This is a genomic window from Methylocapsa polymorpha (assembly GCF_045689225.1).
Taxonomy (GTDB): Bacteria; Pseudomonadota; Alphaproteobacteria; order Rhizobiales; family Beijerinckiaceae; genus Methylocapsa; species Methylocapsa polymorpha.
Map to the genome: position 1 here is coordinate 2,073,103 of NZ_CP136862.1, position 18,086 is coordinate 2,091,188.

Genomic DNA, 18,086 nt, shown 5'->3' on the forward strand with positions numbered 1-18,086 from the left:
CGATGCGCGCATCTTTGCTATGAAAACCAAGATAGGGCGTTGAAAAGCTAGCGAGAGGCTCGGATCATGATGGCGCATAAGCTCATGCAGGCCGCGCGTAAAGCCGCAGTTCTTGTTGCAGTCGGGACCGCTTATGTGGTCTGCGGCGCGGCATATGCCGGAGACTGCAACGACGATATCGGCAATCTTACCAAGAAGCGTCAGGCGGTCATCGACCAGCTCAATCATTTGGCGAAGGGGGCCAAGAATCAGCTCGACCCGATCGCCGCATGCCCGAAATTGCGCGCGCTCGTAGCGGCCGAGCACGATCTCGTCGCTTATTTGACCAAGAACAAGGATTGGTGCGCAGTTCCGGACGAGGCCTTGCAAAACATATCGGCCAGCAGCGAAAAGTCGAGCGGAGTCGCCAACCAAGCTTGCAAGGTTGCGGAGCAAATGAAGAAAGCGCAGCAGCAGCAAGCGACTGGCGGCCTCAATGCGCCGCAAGGGCAGAAACTCCCGACGGGGCCTTTGTGATGAAGCGCCTCCCGGCGCCGACGCATGTCTTTGGCGTTTTTGCGATCTGGTCAGGCGGCGTTTGCCTCTTTAGAATAATTTGAAGTGAAGCAGGCGCCCGCTTGCATGACAAAGATGCGCCAAAACAAAGACCTCGGCGGCCCTTTCGCTCGAAGCCTATCGGATAGCGCCCAAACACTCCCCGATTCTGTCGCCGGCCAGTTTGTCTTTCGCATCGCGCCGAAGTCGTGGCGGCCCTTCCTTCAGCTTGCGCGGATTGACCGCCCGATCGGCTGGTGGCTCCTGACCTTGCCCTGCTGGTGGTCGAGCGCGCTCGCCAGCGTCAGCCAGGGCCGGCCGCTGCATGGCGGCGATCTTCTCCTTTTTCTGGTCGGCGCTATCGCCATGCGCGGCGCGGGCTCCACCTATAATGATCTTGTGGACCGCGAGATCGACGCCAAGGTTGAGCGGACCCGGCAGCGGCCGCTGCCGTCCGGCCGCGTCAGCGTCAAAGCCGCCCAGATATTCCTCGCCGCGCAATGCCTCGTCGGCCTCGCCGTGCTTCTGAGTTTCAACGCCTTCGCGATAAAGCTCGGGTTTTCCTCGCTTTTCTTCGTAGCGATCTATCCATTCATGAAGCGGATCACATCCTGGCCGCAGGCCGTCCTCGGGGCGGCTTTCGCTTGGGGCGGATTGATGGGCTGGGCCGCCGCATTCGGATCGCTGGCGCTCGCGCCCGCCTTCCTCTATTTCGGCGCGATTTTCTGGACAATCGGCTATGACACGATCTATGCGCTGCAAGACATCGAGGACGACTTGCTCGCAGGCATCGGGTCGACCGCCCGCTTATTCGGCAGCCGCGTCCAGGCCGGCGTCGCATCGCTTTATGCTCTAGCGGTCATTTGCGTCGAGGCGGGTTTTCTCTCCGTCGGCGCGGGCTGGCCGACGCAAATGGGACTCGCCGGATTTGCCTTGCACCTCGCATGGCAGGTGAAATCCGTAGACCCCGACGACCGCGCAGGGGCGCTCGGGCTGTTTCGTTCGAATCGGGACGCGGGGCTTATTCTTTTCGGCAGCCTCTGTGCGGATGTCTTCCGGCTTTCGATCCAATGAACTGCTTAAGCGCTTTGCGCTGAAGCCGATCTCGAACGAGTCACGGAAGCTGGCTGGCCTCTTAAAACAGGTTTTCAAACGAGATCGGCGTGTAGCCGGCGCGCTCCATTTCGATCACGAAGGCGACGCTGCGGGCGATCATTCGGTCGCGCTGAGTTATTCCAACAAATTCCGCCTTCGGAGAAGAGATGACGATCTCCGCGATGGCCGCTCCTTTTGCGACGGCCGCGCCGTCGCGCGCAAGCCCACGCACCCGGCCTGACGCCGAAGCCGTGACGGCCGTCGTGCCGATGAACCCCAAAATCTGGCCTGCCTCGATCGGTTCGCCAAGAAGCTTCGAGCCATGGAAAAGTCCGTGAACCGGGGCGTGGACCATTTCGCCGTCGGCGAAGGGAGAATCTCCAGGACCATGGTCCGGCGCCGAACCTGAGCGAAACACTGCGCCCGGATCGCGCCCGCCGGCGTCGACGACGATGTCGCAGTTCTCGCCGGCGACAAAGCCGCTCCCGAGCCCGATCGTGAGATCGCTGAGGTCGCGCAGCCTCTGCCGCGGCTTCTCGGTTTTCGGGCGGGCGTCGACGAGGACGTCCCAGGGCCAGCGCGTCGTGACGTCGTCGAACGGATGCCAAAGGACTGGGATGTACATCCCGCTGCGGAGACCGGCGAGGAAATCCTTGGTCTTGTCGGCGCGACGGGCCTCGACGCCTTCGAACGTGCAGGTTCCGTCCGACCAGGCGTCGGCGAAAGCCATGCGGCGGCGGATCGTGGTCGGCGGCGATGGCTGGTGAATCGCGACGGCGTGGCCGGCTAGATGCAGTTTGCGGGCGACCGCCGAGGCAAGCTCGTCGATACCGAACACGAGGACGGAAGTTTCTTCGCTCATAGGTCTGCTGGTCTCGATTTGGAAGAACTCGCGGAATGTGTCAGTTCGGCGGCTGGAAGGCAAGCGGCCAAAAGGCCTGCGGCGCATGGGCCGCCTCCCGCTCGCTCGGCGAAGCGCGTGCAAGAACAGGGCTATTGCAACATTGCGCGATGCGAGCGGGCGTCACTCCGCGGCGAGGATGGCTTGCCCTCCGAGCCAAGCTTCGAGATCCTCCGCGGCGCGCGCGCTCATCGCGACTTTCTTTGCGGCGGCCTTTTCCCCGCCGCGCAGCCGCTTGCCTCCCGGCGACTTGATTTGCCCGGCGAGCGGCGGAAACAGCCCGAAATTGATGTTCATCGGCTGAAATGACGGCGGACCTGCATCGATGACTTCGATATGTCCGCCGGTGATATGGTTGACGAGGGCTCCTAGCGCCGTCGTCGGGGGAAGCGGCCGAAACAGCTCGCCGTTACGCTCGGCCGCCGCCGCTCGGCCCGCGATGAGGCCGATCGCGGCGCTTTCCACATAGCCCTCGCAGCCGGTGATCTGACCGGCGAAACGCAGCCGTGGATCAGCCTTGAGCCGCAGAGCCTGGTCGAGCAGTTTCGGCGAATTCAGGAACGTATTGCGATGAAGTCCGCCGAGACGAACAAAATTCGCGCCCTCGAGGCCGGGTATCGTGCGGAATATTTCGACCTGGGCATGATGCTTCAGCTTGGTCTGGAAACCGACCATATTGTAGAGCGTGCCGAGCGCATTGTCCTGACGCAGTTGAACGACTGCATAGGGCTTCACGCTAGGCGCGTGCGGATTGGTCAGCCCAAACGGCTTCATCGGCCCATGCCGCAATGTCTCGCGGCCGCGTTCGGCCATGACTTCGATCGGCAGGCAGCCATTGAAATAGGGCGTGTCCTCGAACTCGCGGAACTCGATTTTCTCCGCGGCAAGGAGAGCGTCCACGAAGGCGTAATATTGCTCTTTCGTGAGCGGACAATTGATGTAGTCGGCGCCGGTTCCAGCCGGACCGGCCTTGTCATAGCGCGATTGGAGCCAAGCCTTCCCCATGTCGATCGACGACCGCTCCGCCACCGGCGCAATCGCATCGTAAAAAGCGAGGTCGCGTTCGCCCGTCAACGCTCCGACGGCCGCCGCAAGAGAGGGCGAAGTCAAGGGCCCGGTTGCGACAATGACATTGTCCCAATCCTTTGGCGGCGGGCCGTCGATTTCGCCGCGAATGATCTCGATCAGCGGATGGGCCGCGATTTTTGCGGTGACGCTGCCCGAAAATCCGGCCCTGTCGACAGCAAGCGCGCCGCCGGCGGGAAGCTTATGGGCGTCGGCGGCGGCCATGATCACAGAGTCGAGACGGCGCATCTCCCGATGCAGAATGCCGATGGCGCTGGCCTCGGGATCGTCGGCGCGAAAGGAATTGGAGCAGACGAGCTCGGCGAGTTCGCCAGTGCGATGCGCCGGGGTTTGCCGCACGGGCCGCATTTCGTGCAGGATAACAGGGACGTCCTGGCGCGCGATCTGCCAGGCGGCCTCGCTGCCGGCAAGGCCGCCGCCGATGATATGGATGGCCGCGGAGGGGGATGAAAGAATTTTGGACATGGGCCGGAGATTAGACCTTTTTGGGCTTGGGCGCATATCCAGATTGGGCCGGCCCTAGCGATCGCCAAGGGCTTGCGCCAGAGCTTTCGACTTAAAGCCTGTTCTTGGGCGCGTCTTCAGCAAAGTGCGGAGGATCCGCGATCGCGCCGACGACGCCTTTGCGTCGAGATCGTCGCGGACTGCGCGTTCAAGCGAATTTGAGCTTAAGGTCTCCGCGCATTGCGGGGTCCTCCGAACCTGTCCATGCTATTCCAATTAACGAGAGACATCCCGGCCAGCCATTCGGCGGGCGGGCGTAGGAATCGATGAACTGCTCCGGAGATAAATAGATGAGGCTTCTTCCATTAAGCATAGCATTGGCGGTTGTTGCGGTCCTGCCCGCCCTCGCGGACGACGTGCCCTTCGCGGCGCCGCCTCTGCAAGGCGGACATTCGAGCGGGAATGTCGCCAGCCTCGGCGACATCATGGGGAAGATCCAATTGCGGCATATCAAGCTTTGGTACGCCATCAAGTCCAAGAACTGGGACCTCCTTGATTATGAATTGACTCAGGTCAGAGACAGCATGGAGAACGCCGTCATCCTCTACCGCAACGTTCCGGTTGAATTTATTGTTGCAGCCGACAAGCCGCTAATCGCGCTGCAAGAGGCGGTCAAGGTGAAAGAGGGTGCGAGATTGGAGCGGGACTTCGCTGACCTGACGGCCGCCTGCAACAATTGTCACAAGGCGGCGCAAATCGGGTTTATCCTTATTCAAACGCCAACATCCTCCCCGTTTAGCGATCAAAAATTCCAGCCGACGCAAAAGTAGCGCCGGCGCCGCGAACCTTGTAGCGGCTGAAATGCGCGCAAACCCGGCGCTTAAGCCGGCCTAGACGGGATGGCTATCCGCTGTTGGATTTCCAAGCCTGTCGGTGGGAATATATTGCTGCGTGAACGCGGTGAAATAGCCCGCCCAGCCGTCGGGGCCAAGGTCGACAAGCACGGCGCCGTCCTGCCAGACGTCATTGTGATCGTTATGATCGTCCCGGCCATTGTTTAGAAACTGCCTCTGTGAGCCCTGATTTTGATGGACGTCATGGATTCCGGGCGTGTCGTCGGTGAACTTGCGGCCGAAAATATACACATCCGCATTGGCGGCGGCGGCCCTCCGCAGCAGGCGCTCGAGGGAGGCGACCGGCTCGGGAAGGTCGGTTCCGTCCATGACGTCGCTGTCGCGCCAGTTCCCCGTTTCCTTGAGAACGTCGCTGCGTAGGAAATCCAGCGCAGGCAGGCTGGATGCGCCGGTCAAATCTTGGAATCCAAGCGGCGCATTCTTGATCGTTTCGATCATTCCATGATGAAAATCATAGACTAGGCGATATTTCAGAAGATCGTCAGAGTCGTTCGTTCCGACGTTGATCGCGGCTTCCCAAGATTCGGCTCCCGCGTTGAATCGAGCATGAAGATGATATTGAATTTCGCTTTTTCGTCTTGTCGCCTTAAGGCTCGTGGCGGAAGATATCTTGCTCTTCAAATATCCATATGTCAGCGTCATTCTTGCTTCCCCCAACGCTTGTAGATCGGCTTTATCGCATCGGCTGATGTCGGCGCGCTCAAATGTCATGGTATAGACTGGAATTCCGCCGTCACGTCGCTCAAACGTGCCGGCAGCAAAGGCTGCGCGATGCGTTCGCCCCACTGACGGCGGCGTCCGAGAACGTGGCTGATCAATAGATTCATGTAAAGCCCCGGCCCGCTGGAATAGATGCGCCAACCGCCTTCGACTCCGATCCCGCCGGCTTTCACGCGGGCCCATTCGGCGCTTGCGAGATAGCGGTCGGGGAAGGCGGCGTCGCTGCTGCTGAAATAAGCGTTGCGCTGACGGGGCAGGGCCTGCGCCAAGCGGTCGGTGACCGCGATTGGGTTTGCCAGCTGGAGCGCCTCCCAAAGCGCGTCGGCGTCGCCGAGAACCGCCATGGCCTCCGCGTAGCGCAGATGCGCATGAACATACATGAGGCCGATCTCGCGTCCAAAGAAGGCCGATGACTCGGCGCGTCGGAATGTGGTTTCGAGGCCGCCATGATAGGCGACCGGACGATCGATCAGCCGCGCCCCGTCGGGGAAGAGCAAGTGATCTCGTATGAGCTGAAGATGGCGTTTTGCCTGTTGCGGCGTGAACAGCCCGCCAATGATGCACCGGGTCATCGGCAGCAGCGAATATTTGAGGCCAGTGCGCGCGTCGCTCGGGTGAAGCAGCAGTTCAGGCTCCTCGCGCCCTGGCTCGAATAGGCCATAGCCAGCGATCACATCGTTGCGGATAAGAAAGCGATTGACGTCGAGACGAATCTCGGCGGCGAGTTGGCTCAATTCAAGGGCCTCGCTGATCCGGTCGACCCGACGGAGGATCTCGGCATAGCGGTTGAGCTGCTGGAACAACAGAGCGACAGTCCAACTGCTCGCCATCCAGTCGCGCATCTTGGGATCGACGGGCTGGAGCGAATCATTCCAGTCGCCCTCGCCGTATTTTACGAGATGCGTGCCCGGAATGAGACGGTCGCGTACGGTCGCGAGCAATTTTTCGACATGCGCGGCGATGGAGTCCTTACGGTCCGTCCGCTCGAACGTGTCCTCCCGCCGCCAGGCGACCAACTCGTCGAGGAAGCTAAAGTCGCTCGTCGCCTCGATGTAGTCATTGAGCGCCTTCAGCGGCCAGATGACGACGTCGCCATGGCTCGCTTTATCCTGGATGGTCGAGTAGGGCTCCAGCATGAACCATTGCGGCCAGTCGCCCCGAGATTCGTACTGCTGCGCAAAGACGATCCGCAGGATCTCTCTGACAGGTTCATCATGCTCCAGCGCAAGGAGGAGCTCGACCGGTCCCTGGCAGACATCGCGGGTTCCCCAGGCGCCGCCGGTATATTGCTCAAGACCGTGTGGGACCGTCAGGTGGATCATCGCGTCATGCGCGAGCCACGGGACTATCGTGTCGAGAGCCGCGCTCTCAGGGCCGCCGCCTTTGATGCGCAAACCCCGTGTGACGCGTCTCCAATAGCTCGCCGCCGGCGCCAGGAGATCGGATTCGTCGACGCCGCGCTGATATTTCTCGGCGAGTCGGCCTGCGGCCTCCGCGTCGGTCATCGAACCAACGACCGCGAAACTGAATTCGCGCGTCGGCCGCGTGCGCAGCGCAAAATAAGCGCCGTGACGCGGCTGTCCATCGGCGTAGAGCAATTCGTCGCCGCCGACGGCTTCAAGAGCGTCCGGCGTGCTCGTCACGAGATGGTAGACTGCGTTCGGGTAGCGCTGTCCCCAAAGCGAGTTTGGATCTGGCCGGAACGAGAAGCGCTTGGATCGGGCGTCAACTTCGATCAGGCTCTCGTGAGCGAGCTCGCGCTCGCCTAGAACCAAATGCCCAAAGACGAGGAGCCTGCAGGGCTCGCCGGCGACGGTCGCCCTCCATTGCATCGCGGGATCCTTACCCGCCGCAATGGCGCGCACGGTGATCGTGGTTCCGCTAAAACGATAGATCCACCGGCAATCGCCAAGGCCCATCTCGAACGCCGACGGGACCGTGAGCACCCGCCAGCCGTCGCCGAGGTTAACAAGCATGCGAAGACCGCTTGCGCGCGTGATGTTGTAAGGGTCGCGCGAGACCGACAGGAGCCGATGAAAAGACGTGTTGCCGATCGTCAGCTGGGCGGCGAAGACGCCATCCATCCAGCATGTGGCGCATAAGGTCGCCTCATCGGGCAGCATCGCCTTGCCTGAGCGAAGCAGCGCGCCGTGGCGGCGCGTCATGACGCGCTCTTTTTCTCGAAGCGCGACATGGCGGTTATGCGGTGGATCTGGCGTGAAGAACGAGAGGAATCGGCCCTCCAACAGCTCTTCGTGCAGGCGCTCCGGGTAACGTTGGGCGAGCTCTGCTTCGGTCATTGTTTCGGCCACAGCCGCAGGCGCCTCCTGCACGAGGGTGTGAATCGGCTCCGTCAAGACGACATCGATCGGATGCGGATCGCGCCACGCTGCGGCGTCGATTCGCGCGAGGTCGGATTCGCTCGACGCCGCGTTATGATCGGGATCATAGAGGCCGAAAAATCGCCATGCGGCGGTCGCTCCAGGCGCCAGCGCGAGGGGAGCGGATTGGATCGCGGCGCAAGCAAGCTCGTGCTGCAGCCGCTCGCTCGGCAGCCTTGCGCCGAACGCAAAGCCGAATGCGTCCTGGTCGCGAAAGCCGGGGCCGAAGAGCTGAAGCCCATCGGTGGCGAAGCCGCTCGCGCCATCGAGGCAGCCATGGAGGACCCATGGATGGCGCCCGTTTTGCGCCAGGTTCTGCCGGCTCATGATGACGGGTCCGCAGCGCGGATGGCGCTCGACATGATGGTCGATGTATTGCGAGGCGTAGGCCTCATTGTTCATGAGAAAGCCGCGGTCGCCAAGCCCGACGTCCTGGATGAGGATCGCATCCAGGGACGCGGCGGCGGCGCCGATATTCGCGACTTCGAGGCGCCATAGCCATGCAGGGGCTTCCGGGTGGAGAGACAGAGTGGCGCGGTGGCGAAGCCCATTCGTCTCTCCTTCCCATACGAAACGGTCATCGGCGGCGCCAAAGCGAATTTTCGCGCCGGGCCCTATCATCTTGGCTGAGATGGGCGTCTCGCCGCCGACGCGCAGATAAAGCCGGGCGACGCCTTCGACTATGGGAGAGCCGAGCAGCTGGTTGACCAGCGTGGCGCCGTCCGGGCGGCGATGCTCGATCGCAAAAACGCCGCCGTTCGGCAGAGCGCCAATCGCAAGGCCGGCCTGGTTCTCGATCCAACGGAGGCCGAGATCGCGATCGCGCGGCGTCTTCCAACTTCGGGTGTGCGACGCCATTATGCTGCTTCCCCGATTGACGCCCGCCTCGCCGGACCGCTGCCGTGAACGGTTTGCCGAAAATCCAATTGTATCGAATTTTGAGATTTTCCCCAGGTCGTCTAGATCGGAAGAAACAGGCTGCCCACAGATTCGTCTAAGGAGAAACAATCAATGTATGCCAAGAAGGCTTTGAGCCTAGCCGACGCCAAGCAGATCGCCGCTGCCGCCGAAGCCGAAGCGCTTAAAAATCAATGGAGCGTAACAATCGCCGTGCTCGATGACGGCGGCAATCTGCTCTTCTTGCAAAGGCTGGACGAGGCGCCGCTCGGCTCGATCGTCGTCGCCCAGGAAAAGGCGCGCACCGCGCTTTTGTTCAAGCGGCCGACGAAAGCCTTTGAAGAGATTATCGCAGGCGGCCGCGTGGCGATGCTCACTTTGCCTGGCGCGACGCCGATTGAAGGCGGCCTTCCTTTGCTGAATGATGGCCGCATCGTCGGCTCAATCGGCGTGTCAGGCGTGCAATCGCCGCAGGATGCGCAAATCGCGCAAGCCGGCGTCGAGGCCGCTGCAAAATTATGAATGCGGCATAGCAATTACAAGTTGACGGCCGCGCGAGTCCAATGCTGGCGGCGTTGCGTGTTTTCACGCTTGACGCCGCCACGCGCAACCCCGCGGTTTCGCGAGGCGAGGGGTGAGGCGCCAGGAGAGTCAGGCCCTAGGCGTCCATTTCCAGACTATGTCGCGAACATTGATCTTTTTGGGGATCAATCCGAGCCTATAAAATTGATCGGCGGTGGCCTGCTGACCCGCGACGATCTCGTCATTGACGGGCTCGATCATGTATTTCGCGCGCGAGACGACGCGCTTCTCCACTGCGAGATCGACGCCTTGCGCCTCCTGGAGCAGACTGGCGATCTCATCGTGATGCGCCTCCGCCCAGGCGGCCTCCCCGGCCAGCACATCGGCAATTTGGCTGACCACCGCCGGATATTTATCGGCGAACGCCTTGTTGGCCAGATAGAAGAAATGCGGATCATGCGCCTCGGTGTTGAAGGCGAGGCTGCGCGCATTCTTGGTCACTTCGGCGATCGCGAGATAGGGGTCCCAGATCGCCCAGGCGTCTATAATTCCCCTGTCGAAAGCGGCGACGCCATCGGCGGGGGCGAGATAGACCGGCGTGACGTCGCTCCAAGCAAGACCGGCCTTCTCCACGGCCGCGACCGCGGTCGCATGCGCGCTCGAGCCCTTGGGAACGCCGATCTTCTTGCCCCTGAGGTCGGCAAGCGTCCTGATCGGCGAGTCCGGCGCGACGACGACCGCCTCGCCAGGCGGCGGTTGGGCCGCGACGTAATATAAATTGGCGGCGGCGGCCTGGGCGAAAATCGGCGGCGCATCGCCTACGGCGGCGAAATCGATTGATCCGAGGTTCAGGGCTTCGAGCATTGGCGGGCCGAATTGAAATTCGACCCAGCGCACGGCGACGCCAAGCGGATTGAAAAAATTCTCATAGGTTCTGCGTTGCCGGATGGGCACGAAGAGCCCTGTTTTTTGAAAGCCGAAACGGATCTCCTTTGGCGCTGTTTCCGCGAAAGCGCTCCGGCCGAGAGGCGTCGCCGTTGTGACAGCCATGGCGATCAGGCCGGAGCCGCCCGATCGGATGAATTCCCTGCGCAACATTCGAAAACTCCAATTTCAGCCGCGGCTTCGGTTTCCGGGGGCTTCTAAAGGCGGAAAGACGCGCCCTAACCACGCCGGCCTGAGGCGGCGCAGCGCTACAAGCAAATTTAGTCTATAAATTAATTGGAGTATATCAATTCTATTTTCGGCTGACTATTCAGTAGCTGGCGGCTTTTCGCAGCTTCGCCAAACGGAGGCTGCGGCGGCATGTTGGTTTCGTTCAAGCTACGCGCGGCGGCGAAGCGGCAGAATGGGACTAAGCCCATCGACAAGACATGTTGTTATGATAAAATTGTCCATATAATTCCGGGCCATCGGCGCCTTCCACAAGGATTGGGAGGAACCACGTTTAGCGCTTTCGATATTCAGATCGCCGCTGATTGCCGTTTGCAGATGCATCAGGCATTGCACATGCGCTCTTGCCGATCCACCGGCCTCCGACAGCGCAAAAGCCGCCGCCGACACGCCGATTGAGCGTCAACTTTCGATTTTCGATGCTAGCCGCCCACGGACGATGACGAATTTCGGGGAGCGCCAAGCGTGATCAAGTTGCAGCCATCCATTGTAGCGCTAGAGCCCGAGTCGTCGGTCGAACTCGCAACTTTTCGCGCTCTACAGTCTCGACTGCCGGAGCTGTTTCGCAAAGTCTTCCCGGATCCGTGCGCGCCGCGCACTGTCGTGATCATTCCGAGCCTGAGCCTTGACCAGGATGTGTTGGCGCGGCTGACGGGCGCTCCTCATTACGAAGAGCGCATGCTGTGCATGCTGATGCTTTTGAAGTTGCCGCGCACGCGGATCATCTACGTCACCAGCCAGCCGATGTCCGAGGAAATTATCGACTACTATCTTCATTTGCTGCCCGGAATCCCGGCGACCCATGCGCGCCGGCGCTTGACGCTTCTTTCTTGTTTCGACTCGACGTCAAAGCCGCTGGCAGCCAAGATTCTGGCTCGACCGAGATTGCTCGCGCGATTGCGCGACGCGATCCAGGAGGTGGCGACGGCTCATATGTCATGCTTCAACGTTTCGCCGCTCGAGCGTACCTTGGCGGTACAATTGGGCATCCCGATCTACGGATGCGATCCGTCTCTGCTCGCGCTTGGATCGAAAAGCGGCGGCCGGGCGATTTTTCGAGAGGCTGGCGTATCGATCCCCGCCGGCGTCGAGGACCTCGCTGACGAGGCCGACCTCGCCGCCGCCCTCGCCGAACTGAAGCGGCGCGATCCATCTTTGCGGAAAGCAGTCGTGAAGCTCAACGAAGGCTTTTCCGGCGAAGGCAATGCGATTTTTGGTTTCGATGGCGCCCCGGAGCGCGGGAGCATCGTAGCTTGGATCAGAGACAGGCTCCCTGCGCTTGCTTTTGAAGCCCGTGACATGTCCTGGGAGATCTACAGGGCTAAGATCGGCGAGATGGGCGCGGTCGCAGAAGAATTCGTCGAAGGGGCGACGAAGCAATCGCCATCAGCGCAATATAGAATTGATCCGCTTGGCCATGTCGACGTGATTTCGACCCATGATCAAGTGCTCGGAGGGCGGTTCAGTCAGGTCTTTCTCGGGTGCCGTTTTCCCGCCGATGAATCCTACAGGCTCGATATTCAAACAGAGGGATTGAAGGCCGCTCGCATCTTGCGCGACCGGGGCGTCATCGGCCGGTTTGGCGTCGACTTCCTCTCGATGTGGAATGGGAATAGCTGGCGCCATCACGCCATCGAGATCAATCTGCGCAAGGGCGGCACGACCCACCCGTTCATGATGCTTCAGTTTCTCACCGATGGACGATATGATTTGGAGAGCGGCGAATTCCGCATACCCTCAGGCGCTTCCCGCTGCTATTACGCGTCCGATAATTTGGAGGCGTCGGTCTATCGTGGGCTCGCGCCCGCCGACCTCCTCGACATCGCTGTGCTGAACAGCCTGCATTTCAATGCCGCAACGCAACAGGGCGTTGTCTTCCATCTCATCGGAGCGCTCTCGGAGTTCGGCAAGCTCGGGATCGTCTGCGTCGCGCCATCGCGCAACGAGGCGGATAGGCTCTACCAGGAGACCGTCGCCGTGCTCGATCGCGAGCAGGCGGCGAAAGCGTAACTTTCGTCTCGTCGGCCTCACAGGGCGCGGTGCGTTGCCGCGCTTGGGAATCTCGATCGTCGGCAGCACGCGGCCCTTGCCAATCGCACGAACGATAGCCAAGCAATTCAATCTCGTTTGTTGAATCGCCGATCGAATGCAACTCGGTCGCCATCACAGGACGCGACCTGCAAATGGCGCCTTCATCGAATCGTCGCTCGAGACCGTTATGAACGGCCGCTTGCCTTGACGAATGTTGGGCGCTGCGCTTAGCTGTCCAGCGAACGGCGGCGGCGACGCTTTTGCCGCGCGGAAAAATCTAGCGCCATGACGCCTTAATTTACGCCGCCGACATGCGCGACGTCGAGCTGTCCAGGGCTGTCGCGTGCGATGGAGAAAGCTATGCAAGCGGGCGATTTCGATGAAACCAAGGCGACCGCGCAATTGCCCGGCCTCGACATCGAGATTGTTCATCGCCGTTCGCTTTCGGGGGACGCCGAACAGATCTCTATCAGCCTGCTGGCAACGCCGTCCTTCGAGGCTTTTGGCCGCTTCCTTGAAGCGACGAATCCGTTTCTATTCTGGACGCGCTTCGCCCGGATGGCTTGGACGCCTTGGCTAAGCTCCGCCCCGACGAGTCTGCCCTCGAAAGGCTTCGATCATCTTCCGCCAAAGCCGGCTCTTGCGATCTCCAAGCCGGCGCGAGAAGAGGGAAGCGCGCCTGAGGCGTAGCAAGCTCCGCAGCGTCATGGCGCGTTGCGCGGCGGTTGAGTGGCGTCGCGGCCCTGACTTGGACTCCGTATTCCTAGAAGCGCAGACGTCACGGTGATTTCTGCGAGATTGCCGGGGTGCATTGTCAGCGATCCCGCGCGCTTGATCGCCTGCGAGCTTGTTTCTGAAGCTGTAGCTTCAACAGCGGCATAAAGATGCCGTCTGCTCTGCCGCTCGACCGCGATGGTCCCCATCCTCAATTTCGTTCCAGTCTTGGATTCGAGCTGACCCACGCAACACATCGTTGCGGTCGCTCTCCGAAGTTCGGCGTCAGCAAGGCGTCGACCGCGCGCGAAGCGGCCGTCTCCATGGAGCCGACCCCCATCGAAGTCGGTTGGATCAAAAATTTGGATGAACCAAAGTCCGACGCCGAAGTTGATATGCGTAGCCTTGAGAGGCGAGGAAGACCACGCGATGGCTGTAGCGCTAGCGCTCACGCTGGTTTTAGTGGCGATCGGCTCGGTGTTGTTTCACTTCCTGAGCCCGTGGTGGTTCACGCCGATCGCCTCGAATTGGCGTTACATCGATGACACGATCATCCTCACGTTTTGGATAACCGGGACCGCTTTTGTCGTCATCATTTTGTTTATGGCTTATTGCGTGTTCTGCTTCCGTCACAAGGAGGGACGGCGGGCGGCCTATCAGCCGGAGAGCACGAGGCTGGAGACATGGCTCGCCTTCGGGACGGCTGTGGCGGTCATAGCTATGTTGGCTCCAGGGCTGCTCGTTTGGGGCCAATTTGTGACTGTCCCGAACGGGACGTCTGCGATCGAGGTCGTGGGCCAGCAATGGCAGTGGAGCTTTCGCCTTCCGGGGGAGGCTGGTCGGCTGGGCGAGTCCGACGCCAGATATGTGAGCGCCGAGAACCCTTTGGGCCTCAATCCGAACGATCCCAACGGGCAGGACAATGTCGTCGTTGTGGGCGACGAATTGCATCTGCCTGTCGGAAAGCCGGTCAAGGTATTGCTTCGCTCTCTTGACGTCGTGCACGATTTTTATGTGCCGGAGTTTCGCGCCAAGATGGATTTGATGCCAGGTTTGGTCAGCTATTTTTGGTTCACGCCGACCCGGACCGGGACCTTCGAGATCCTCTGCGCGGGATATTGTGGCGTCGGCCACCCACAAATGCGCGGCTCGGTCGTCGTCGAGAGCGAAAGCGACTATCTGGCATGGCTGCAAAAGCAACACACGTTCGCGCAATTGTCGGCTGGACCCAAACAATAGGAGTCGGGCCTCAGGGCTGGAGTTGCGCAGGAGAGGCCAGACAGATCGAGAGACAATGCGGGTATTTGAAGCGGAGACTTTGAAGACGACAGAAGATCCGGCCGGCGAGGCGCAAATCTCGTTGAGCTTCAGCAGATGGGAACGAGGAAGGCATTCCGATGGTCGATGCTACAATTGGCGCAGCCGAAGGCGTCCCGCCTGCAGAAGTCGAAGACGTAGAGCTTTATCATCCGAGGAGCTGGTTGACGAAATACGTCTTCAGCCAGGACGCTAAAATCATCGCCATCCAATATTCGGTCACGGCGATGTCCATCGGCTATGTGGCGCTGGTGTTGTCGTGGTTGATCCGGCTGCAGCTCGCCTTCCCAGGCCGCTTCTCGCTTATCGACGCCAGCAGCTATTACCAATTTATCACCATGCACGGCATGATCATGGTGATCTATTTGCTCACGGCGCTGTTTCTGGGAGGTTTTGGCAATTACCTCATTCCGTTGATGGTGGGCGCCAGGGACATGGTGTTCCCTTTTGTGAATATGCTGAGCTATTGGATCTATCTGGTCGCGGTGCTGGTGCTCGTCGCAAGCTTTTTCGCGCCGGGCGGGCCGACGGGCGCCGGGTGGACCTTGTACCCGCCGCAAGCGATCCTGTCTGGAACCCCGGGCCAGGGGGCCGGCATCATTCTGATGCTCGCCTCCCTGATCCTCTTCATCATCGGCTTCACCATGGGCGGCCTCAACTATGTGGTGACGGTGTTGCAGGCGCGCACGCGCGGGATGACGCTGATGCGCCTGCCCTTGACCATATGGGGCATTTTTACGGCCACGGTCCTGGCGCTGCTGGCTTTTCCCGCCTTGTTCGTCGCCTCTGTCTTGATGCTGTTTGACAGAGTCCTTGGCACAAGCTTCTTCATGCCGGCCATCGTCGAGGCGGGCGAACATCTAAAATATAGCGGCGGCAGCCCGATTTTGTTCCAGCACTTGTTCTGGTTCTTCGGCCATCCCGAGGTCTATATCGTCGCCTTGCCCGCCTTCGGCATCGTTTCCGATCTGATCAGCACCCATGCGAGAAAGAATATCTTCGGCTATCGCATGATGGTATGGGCGATCGTGGTCATTGGCGTCCTCAGCTTCGTCGTATGGGGTCATCATATGTATGTGAGCGGCATGAATCCGGAATTCGGGTTCTTCTTCGCCACTACAACGCTCATCATCGCCGTTCCAACCGCTATCAAGGTCTACAATTGGGTGCTGACGCTTTGGAAGGGCGACATTCACTTCACAGTCCCGATGCTATTCGCGCTCGGGTTCATCGTGACCTTCGTCAATGGGGGCATAACCGGCCTGTTCCTCGGCAATGTGATCGTCGATGTTCCGCTTTCCGCCACCATGTTCGTCGTCGCCCACTTCCATATGGTGATGGGGGTCGCGCCGATCCTCGTCGTATTTGGCGGAATATACCATTGGTATCCGAAGGTCACAGGGCGGATGCTCAACGAAAAATTGGGCAATCTGCACTTCTGGGTCACTTTCCTCGGGGCCTATGCGATTTTCTTCCCGATGCATTATCTGGGTCTGATGGGCGTGCCGCGCCGCTATTACGAGTTGGGCGAGACGGCCTTCGTCCCGCCTTCGGCCGCCACGCTTAACATCTTCATCACGGTGGCCGCTTTGATCGTAGGCGCCGCCCAGATTGTGTTCTTGTTCAATCTGATATGGAGCCTGTCCAAAGGCCGGGCCGCCGGCGGCAATCCCTGGCGAGCGACCACGCTGGAATGGCAGACGCCCAAAACGCCGCCGGGACATGGCAACTGGGGCGAAGAGCTGCCGATCGTCTACCGTTGGGCCTACGACTACAGCGTGCCGGGAGCCAAGCAGGATTTTGTGCCCCAAAACCAGCCCCCCGTCCAACGAGCTGGCTAGGACTCTACGCCGTGAGCATCACAATAGTTTTCTTGGCGACTATCGCAGCCATCGTGGCATGGTGGTTGTCGCAACAGAGGTTGACCGCCAAGCCCTGGCTGGAGGAGGGCCAGATCAGTGCGACAGGCGCATCTTCCCTGCCAGCGGCGAAGATCGGATTAGGCGTGTTCCTCGCTGTTGTCGGCTCCGTGTTTGCGCTGTTTATCAGCGCTTTTCTCATGCGAATGGACATGGCGGACTGGCCGCCTTTGCCTGCGCCAAAGCTGCTTTGGCTCAACACTGGCGTGCTTGTCTCCAGCAGCATGGCGCTGCATAGCGCGCAGCTTGCCGCGCGCCGGGGAAATATCGCCAGAATAAGGTCGAGCCTACTTGCTGGAGGGCTACTCGCCCTCGCCTTTCTCGCCGGTCAGCTCGCGGCATGGCGAATCCTGATGGCCGCAGGCTATTTCTTGGCGACGGATCCGGCCGCGGCTTTCTTTTATGTAATCACCGGATTGCATGGCTTGCACGTATTGGGAGGCCTCGTGGCCTTGGGCGGCGCCGCGGACAAAGCGTGGCGGGGCGTTGAACTAAGCCAAGTGCGCCTAAGCGTTGAGTTATGCGCCATGTACTGGCATTTTCTGCTTTTGGTGTGGCTGGTCTTTTTCGGTCTTCTGTTGCTTGCCTAGACCGCTTAGCGATCCAATTAAATGGCAAGGCGGCCTCACTGGTTGAATTCGCATTTCCAGGCGCCGTTTTGCGTGAAAGAGCCCTGCAAGGGACTTGAGAGCAGAGCAGATGACGAGACCTTCGCTGACAAGACCTGCGCTGACAAGCACTGGAGCAATTCTTCCGCGGCCTACGGGTTGGCAAGGCGTCGCCGCCGATTGGTCGTCGGATCAGCGCGCGTTCAAGAATGTCTCCTGGGGCAAGGTCATGATGTGGATCTTCCTCTTGAGCGACACCTTTGTCTTCAGCTGTTTCTTGCTCTCCTACATGACGGTCCGAATATCGACGACTGTTCCGTGGCCGAAGCCTAGTGAAGTCTTCGCGTTGACGATCGGCGGCAAGTCAATTCCGCTGATCCTGATCGCCATCATGACTTTCGTGTTGATCAGCAGCAGTGGGACCATGGCGATCGCCGTCAATTATGGCTACCGCCGGGATCGCGTCAGAACCGCGATCATGATGCTCGCGACAGCCGCGTTCGGCGCCACATTCGTGGGTATGCAGGCGTTCGAATGGACTAAGCTGATCACAGAAGGGGTCCGGCCTTGGGGCAATCCATGGGGCGCGGTCCAGTTCGGGTCGGCCTTTTTCCTGATCACTGGCTTTCATGGCGCTCATGTGTCGATTGGCGTGATCTTCCTCATCATCGTGGCGCGCAAGGTTTGGCGGGGAGATTTCGACCGCGGTGCGCGAGGCTTCTTTACGAGCCGCAGGGGGCGCTACGAGATCGTTGAAATTATGGGCCTTTATTGGCACTTCGTCGATCTCGTGTGGGTGTTCATCTTTGCGTTTTTCTATCTGTGGTGAA

15 protein-coding genes are annotated in these 18,086 nt (G+C 60.3%); 10 read left to right on the plus strand and 5 right to left on the minus strand.

The genetic code is table 11. From position 1 onward, the window contains the following. Nucleotides 1–66: 66 nt before the first annotated feature. Together RZS28_RS09565 and ubiA are read left to right on the plus strand one after the other, a co-directional pair. Nucleotides 67–516, plus strand: coding sequence for a hypothetical protein (locus tag RZS28_RS09565; RefSeq protein WP_407337541.1), 450 nt, complete (start codon nucleotides 67–69; stop codon nucleotides 514–516). A 105-nt stretch (nucleotides 517–621) separates the two neighbouring features. Next, nucleotides 622–1,608, plus strand: coding sequence for a 4-hydroxybenzoate octaprenyltransferase (ubiA, locus tag RZS28_RS09570; RefSeq protein ID WP_407337542.1), 987 nt, complete (start codon nucleotides 622–624; stop codon nucleotides 1,606–1,608). A gap of 61 nt (nucleotides 1,609–1,669) precedes the next feature. Here ubiA and RZS28_RS09575 read toward each other — a convergent pair whose 3' ends face one another. After that, entirely contained in the window at nucleotides 1,670–2,491 is an 822-nt protein-coding gene (locus RZS28_RS09575; RefSeq protein WP_407337543.1) for a hypothetical protein, read from the minus strand. 162 nt (nucleotides 2,492–2,653) lie between these two features. Then, nucleotides 2,654–4,081: a methylenetetrahydrofolate--tRNA-(uracil(54)-C(5))-methyltransferase (FADH(2)-oxidizing) TrmFO gene (gene trmFO, locus RZS28_RS09580; RefSeq protein WP_407337544.1), complete on the minus strand. Its 1,428-nt coding sequence runs from the start codon at nucleotides 4,079–4,081 to the stop codon at nucleotides 2,654–2,656. A gap of 329 nt (nucleotides 4,082–4,410) precedes the next feature. Here trmFO and RZS28_RS09585 point away from each other — a divergent pair, with 329 nt between their 5' ends. Continuing rightward, nucleotides 4,411–4,890 (plus strand): hypothetical protein, encoded by a 480-nt coding sequence (locus RZS28_RS09585; protein WP_407337545.1) that lies wholly within the window; start codon nucleotides 4,411–4,413, stop codon nucleotides 4,888–4,890. A gap of 60 nt (nucleotides 4,891–4,950) precedes the next feature. On the opposite strand, the gene RZS28_RS09590 is transcribed toward RZS28_RS09585, so the two are convergent. Both RZS28_RS09590 and RZS28_RS09595 read right to left on the minus strand, forming a co-directional pair. Then, nucleotides 4,951–5,616, minus strand: coding sequence for a DUF2278 family protein (locus RZS28_RS09590; protein WP_407337546.1), 666 nt, complete (start codon nucleotides 5,614–5,616; stop codon nucleotides 4,951–4,953). A gap of 65 nt (nucleotides 5,617–5,681) precedes the next feature. Continuing rightward, complete coding sequence (locus RZS28_RS09595) at nucleotides 5,682–8,933, minus strand: GH36-type glycosyl hydrolase domain-containing protein (RefSeq protein WP_407337547.1); 3,252 nt, start codon at nucleotides 8,931–8,933, stop codon at nucleotides 5,682–5,684. 153 nt (nucleotides 8,934–9,086) lie between these two features. On the opposite strand from RZS28_RS09595, the gene RZS28_RS09600 reads away from it, so the two are divergent. Beyond that, a complete protein-coding gene (locus RZS28_RS09600; RefSeq protein WP_407337548.1) occupies nucleotides 9,087–9,494 on the plus strand; it encodes a GlcG/HbpS family heme-binding protein in 408 nt (135 codons plus the stop codon). A 129-nt stretch (nucleotides 9,495–9,623) separates the two neighbouring features. Here RZS28_RS09600 and RZS28_RS09605 read toward each other — a convergent pair whose 3' ends face one another. Next, a complete protein-coding gene (locus tag RZS28_RS09605; RefSeq protein WP_407337549.1) occupies nucleotides 9,624–10,592 on the minus strand; it encodes an aliphatic sulfonate ABC transporter substrate-binding protein in 969 nt (322 codons plus the stop codon). A 540-nt stretch (nucleotides 10,593–11,132) separates the two neighbouring features. Between RZS28_RS09605 and RZS28_RS09610 the strand changes: the two genes are divergently transcribed. The 6 genes from RZS28_RS09610 to RZS28_RS09635 all read left to right on the plus strand — a co-directional run bounded on the left by RZS28_RS09610 (nucleotide 11,133) and on the right by RZS28_RS09635 (nucleotide 18,085). Further along, a complete protein-coding gene (locus tag RZS28_RS09610) occupies nucleotides 11,133–12,677 on the plus strand; it encodes a peptide ligase PGM1-related protein (RefSeq protein ID WP_407337550.1) in 1,545 nt (514 codons plus the stop codon). Between the two features lie 381 nt (nucleotides 12,678–13,058). Continuing rightward, a complete protein-coding gene (locus tag RZS28_RS09615) occupies nucleotides 13,059–13,388 on the plus strand; it encodes a hypothetical protein (protein ID WP_407337551.1) in 330 nt (109 codons plus the stop codon). A 453-nt stretch (nucleotides 13,389–13,841) separates the two neighbouring features. Further along, nucleotides 13,842–14,651 (plus strand): cytochrome c oxidase subunit II, encoded by an 810-nt coding sequence (locus tag RZS28_RS09620; RefSeq protein ID WP_407337552.1) that lies wholly within the window; start codon nucleotides 13,842–13,844, stop codon nucleotides 14,649–14,651. Between the two features lie 158 nt (nucleotides 14,652–14,809). Beyond that, nucleotides 14,810–16,570: a cbb3-type cytochrome c oxidase subunit I gene (locus RZS28_RS09625; protein ID WP_407337553.1), complete on the plus strand. Its 1,761-nt coding sequence runs from the start codon at nucleotides 14,810–14,812 to the stop codon at nucleotides 16,568–16,570. 11 nt (nucleotides 16,571–16,581) lie between these two features. Continuing rightward, the gene (locus RZS28_RS09630) at nucleotides 16,582–17,238 is read left to right on the plus strand and encodes a cytochrome c oxidase subunit 3 (protein ID WP_407337554.1); all 657 of its coding nucleotides are present in this window, start codon (nucleotides 16,582–16,584) and stop codon (nucleotides 17,236–17,238) included. 109 nt (nucleotides 17,239–17,347) lie between these two features. Next, a complete protein-coding gene (locus RZS28_RS09635; protein WP_407337555.1) occupies nucleotides 17,348–18,085 on the plus strand; it encodes a heme-copper oxidase subunit III family protein in 738 nt (245 codons plus the stop codon). Nucleotide 18,086 lies beyond the last annotated feature (1 nt).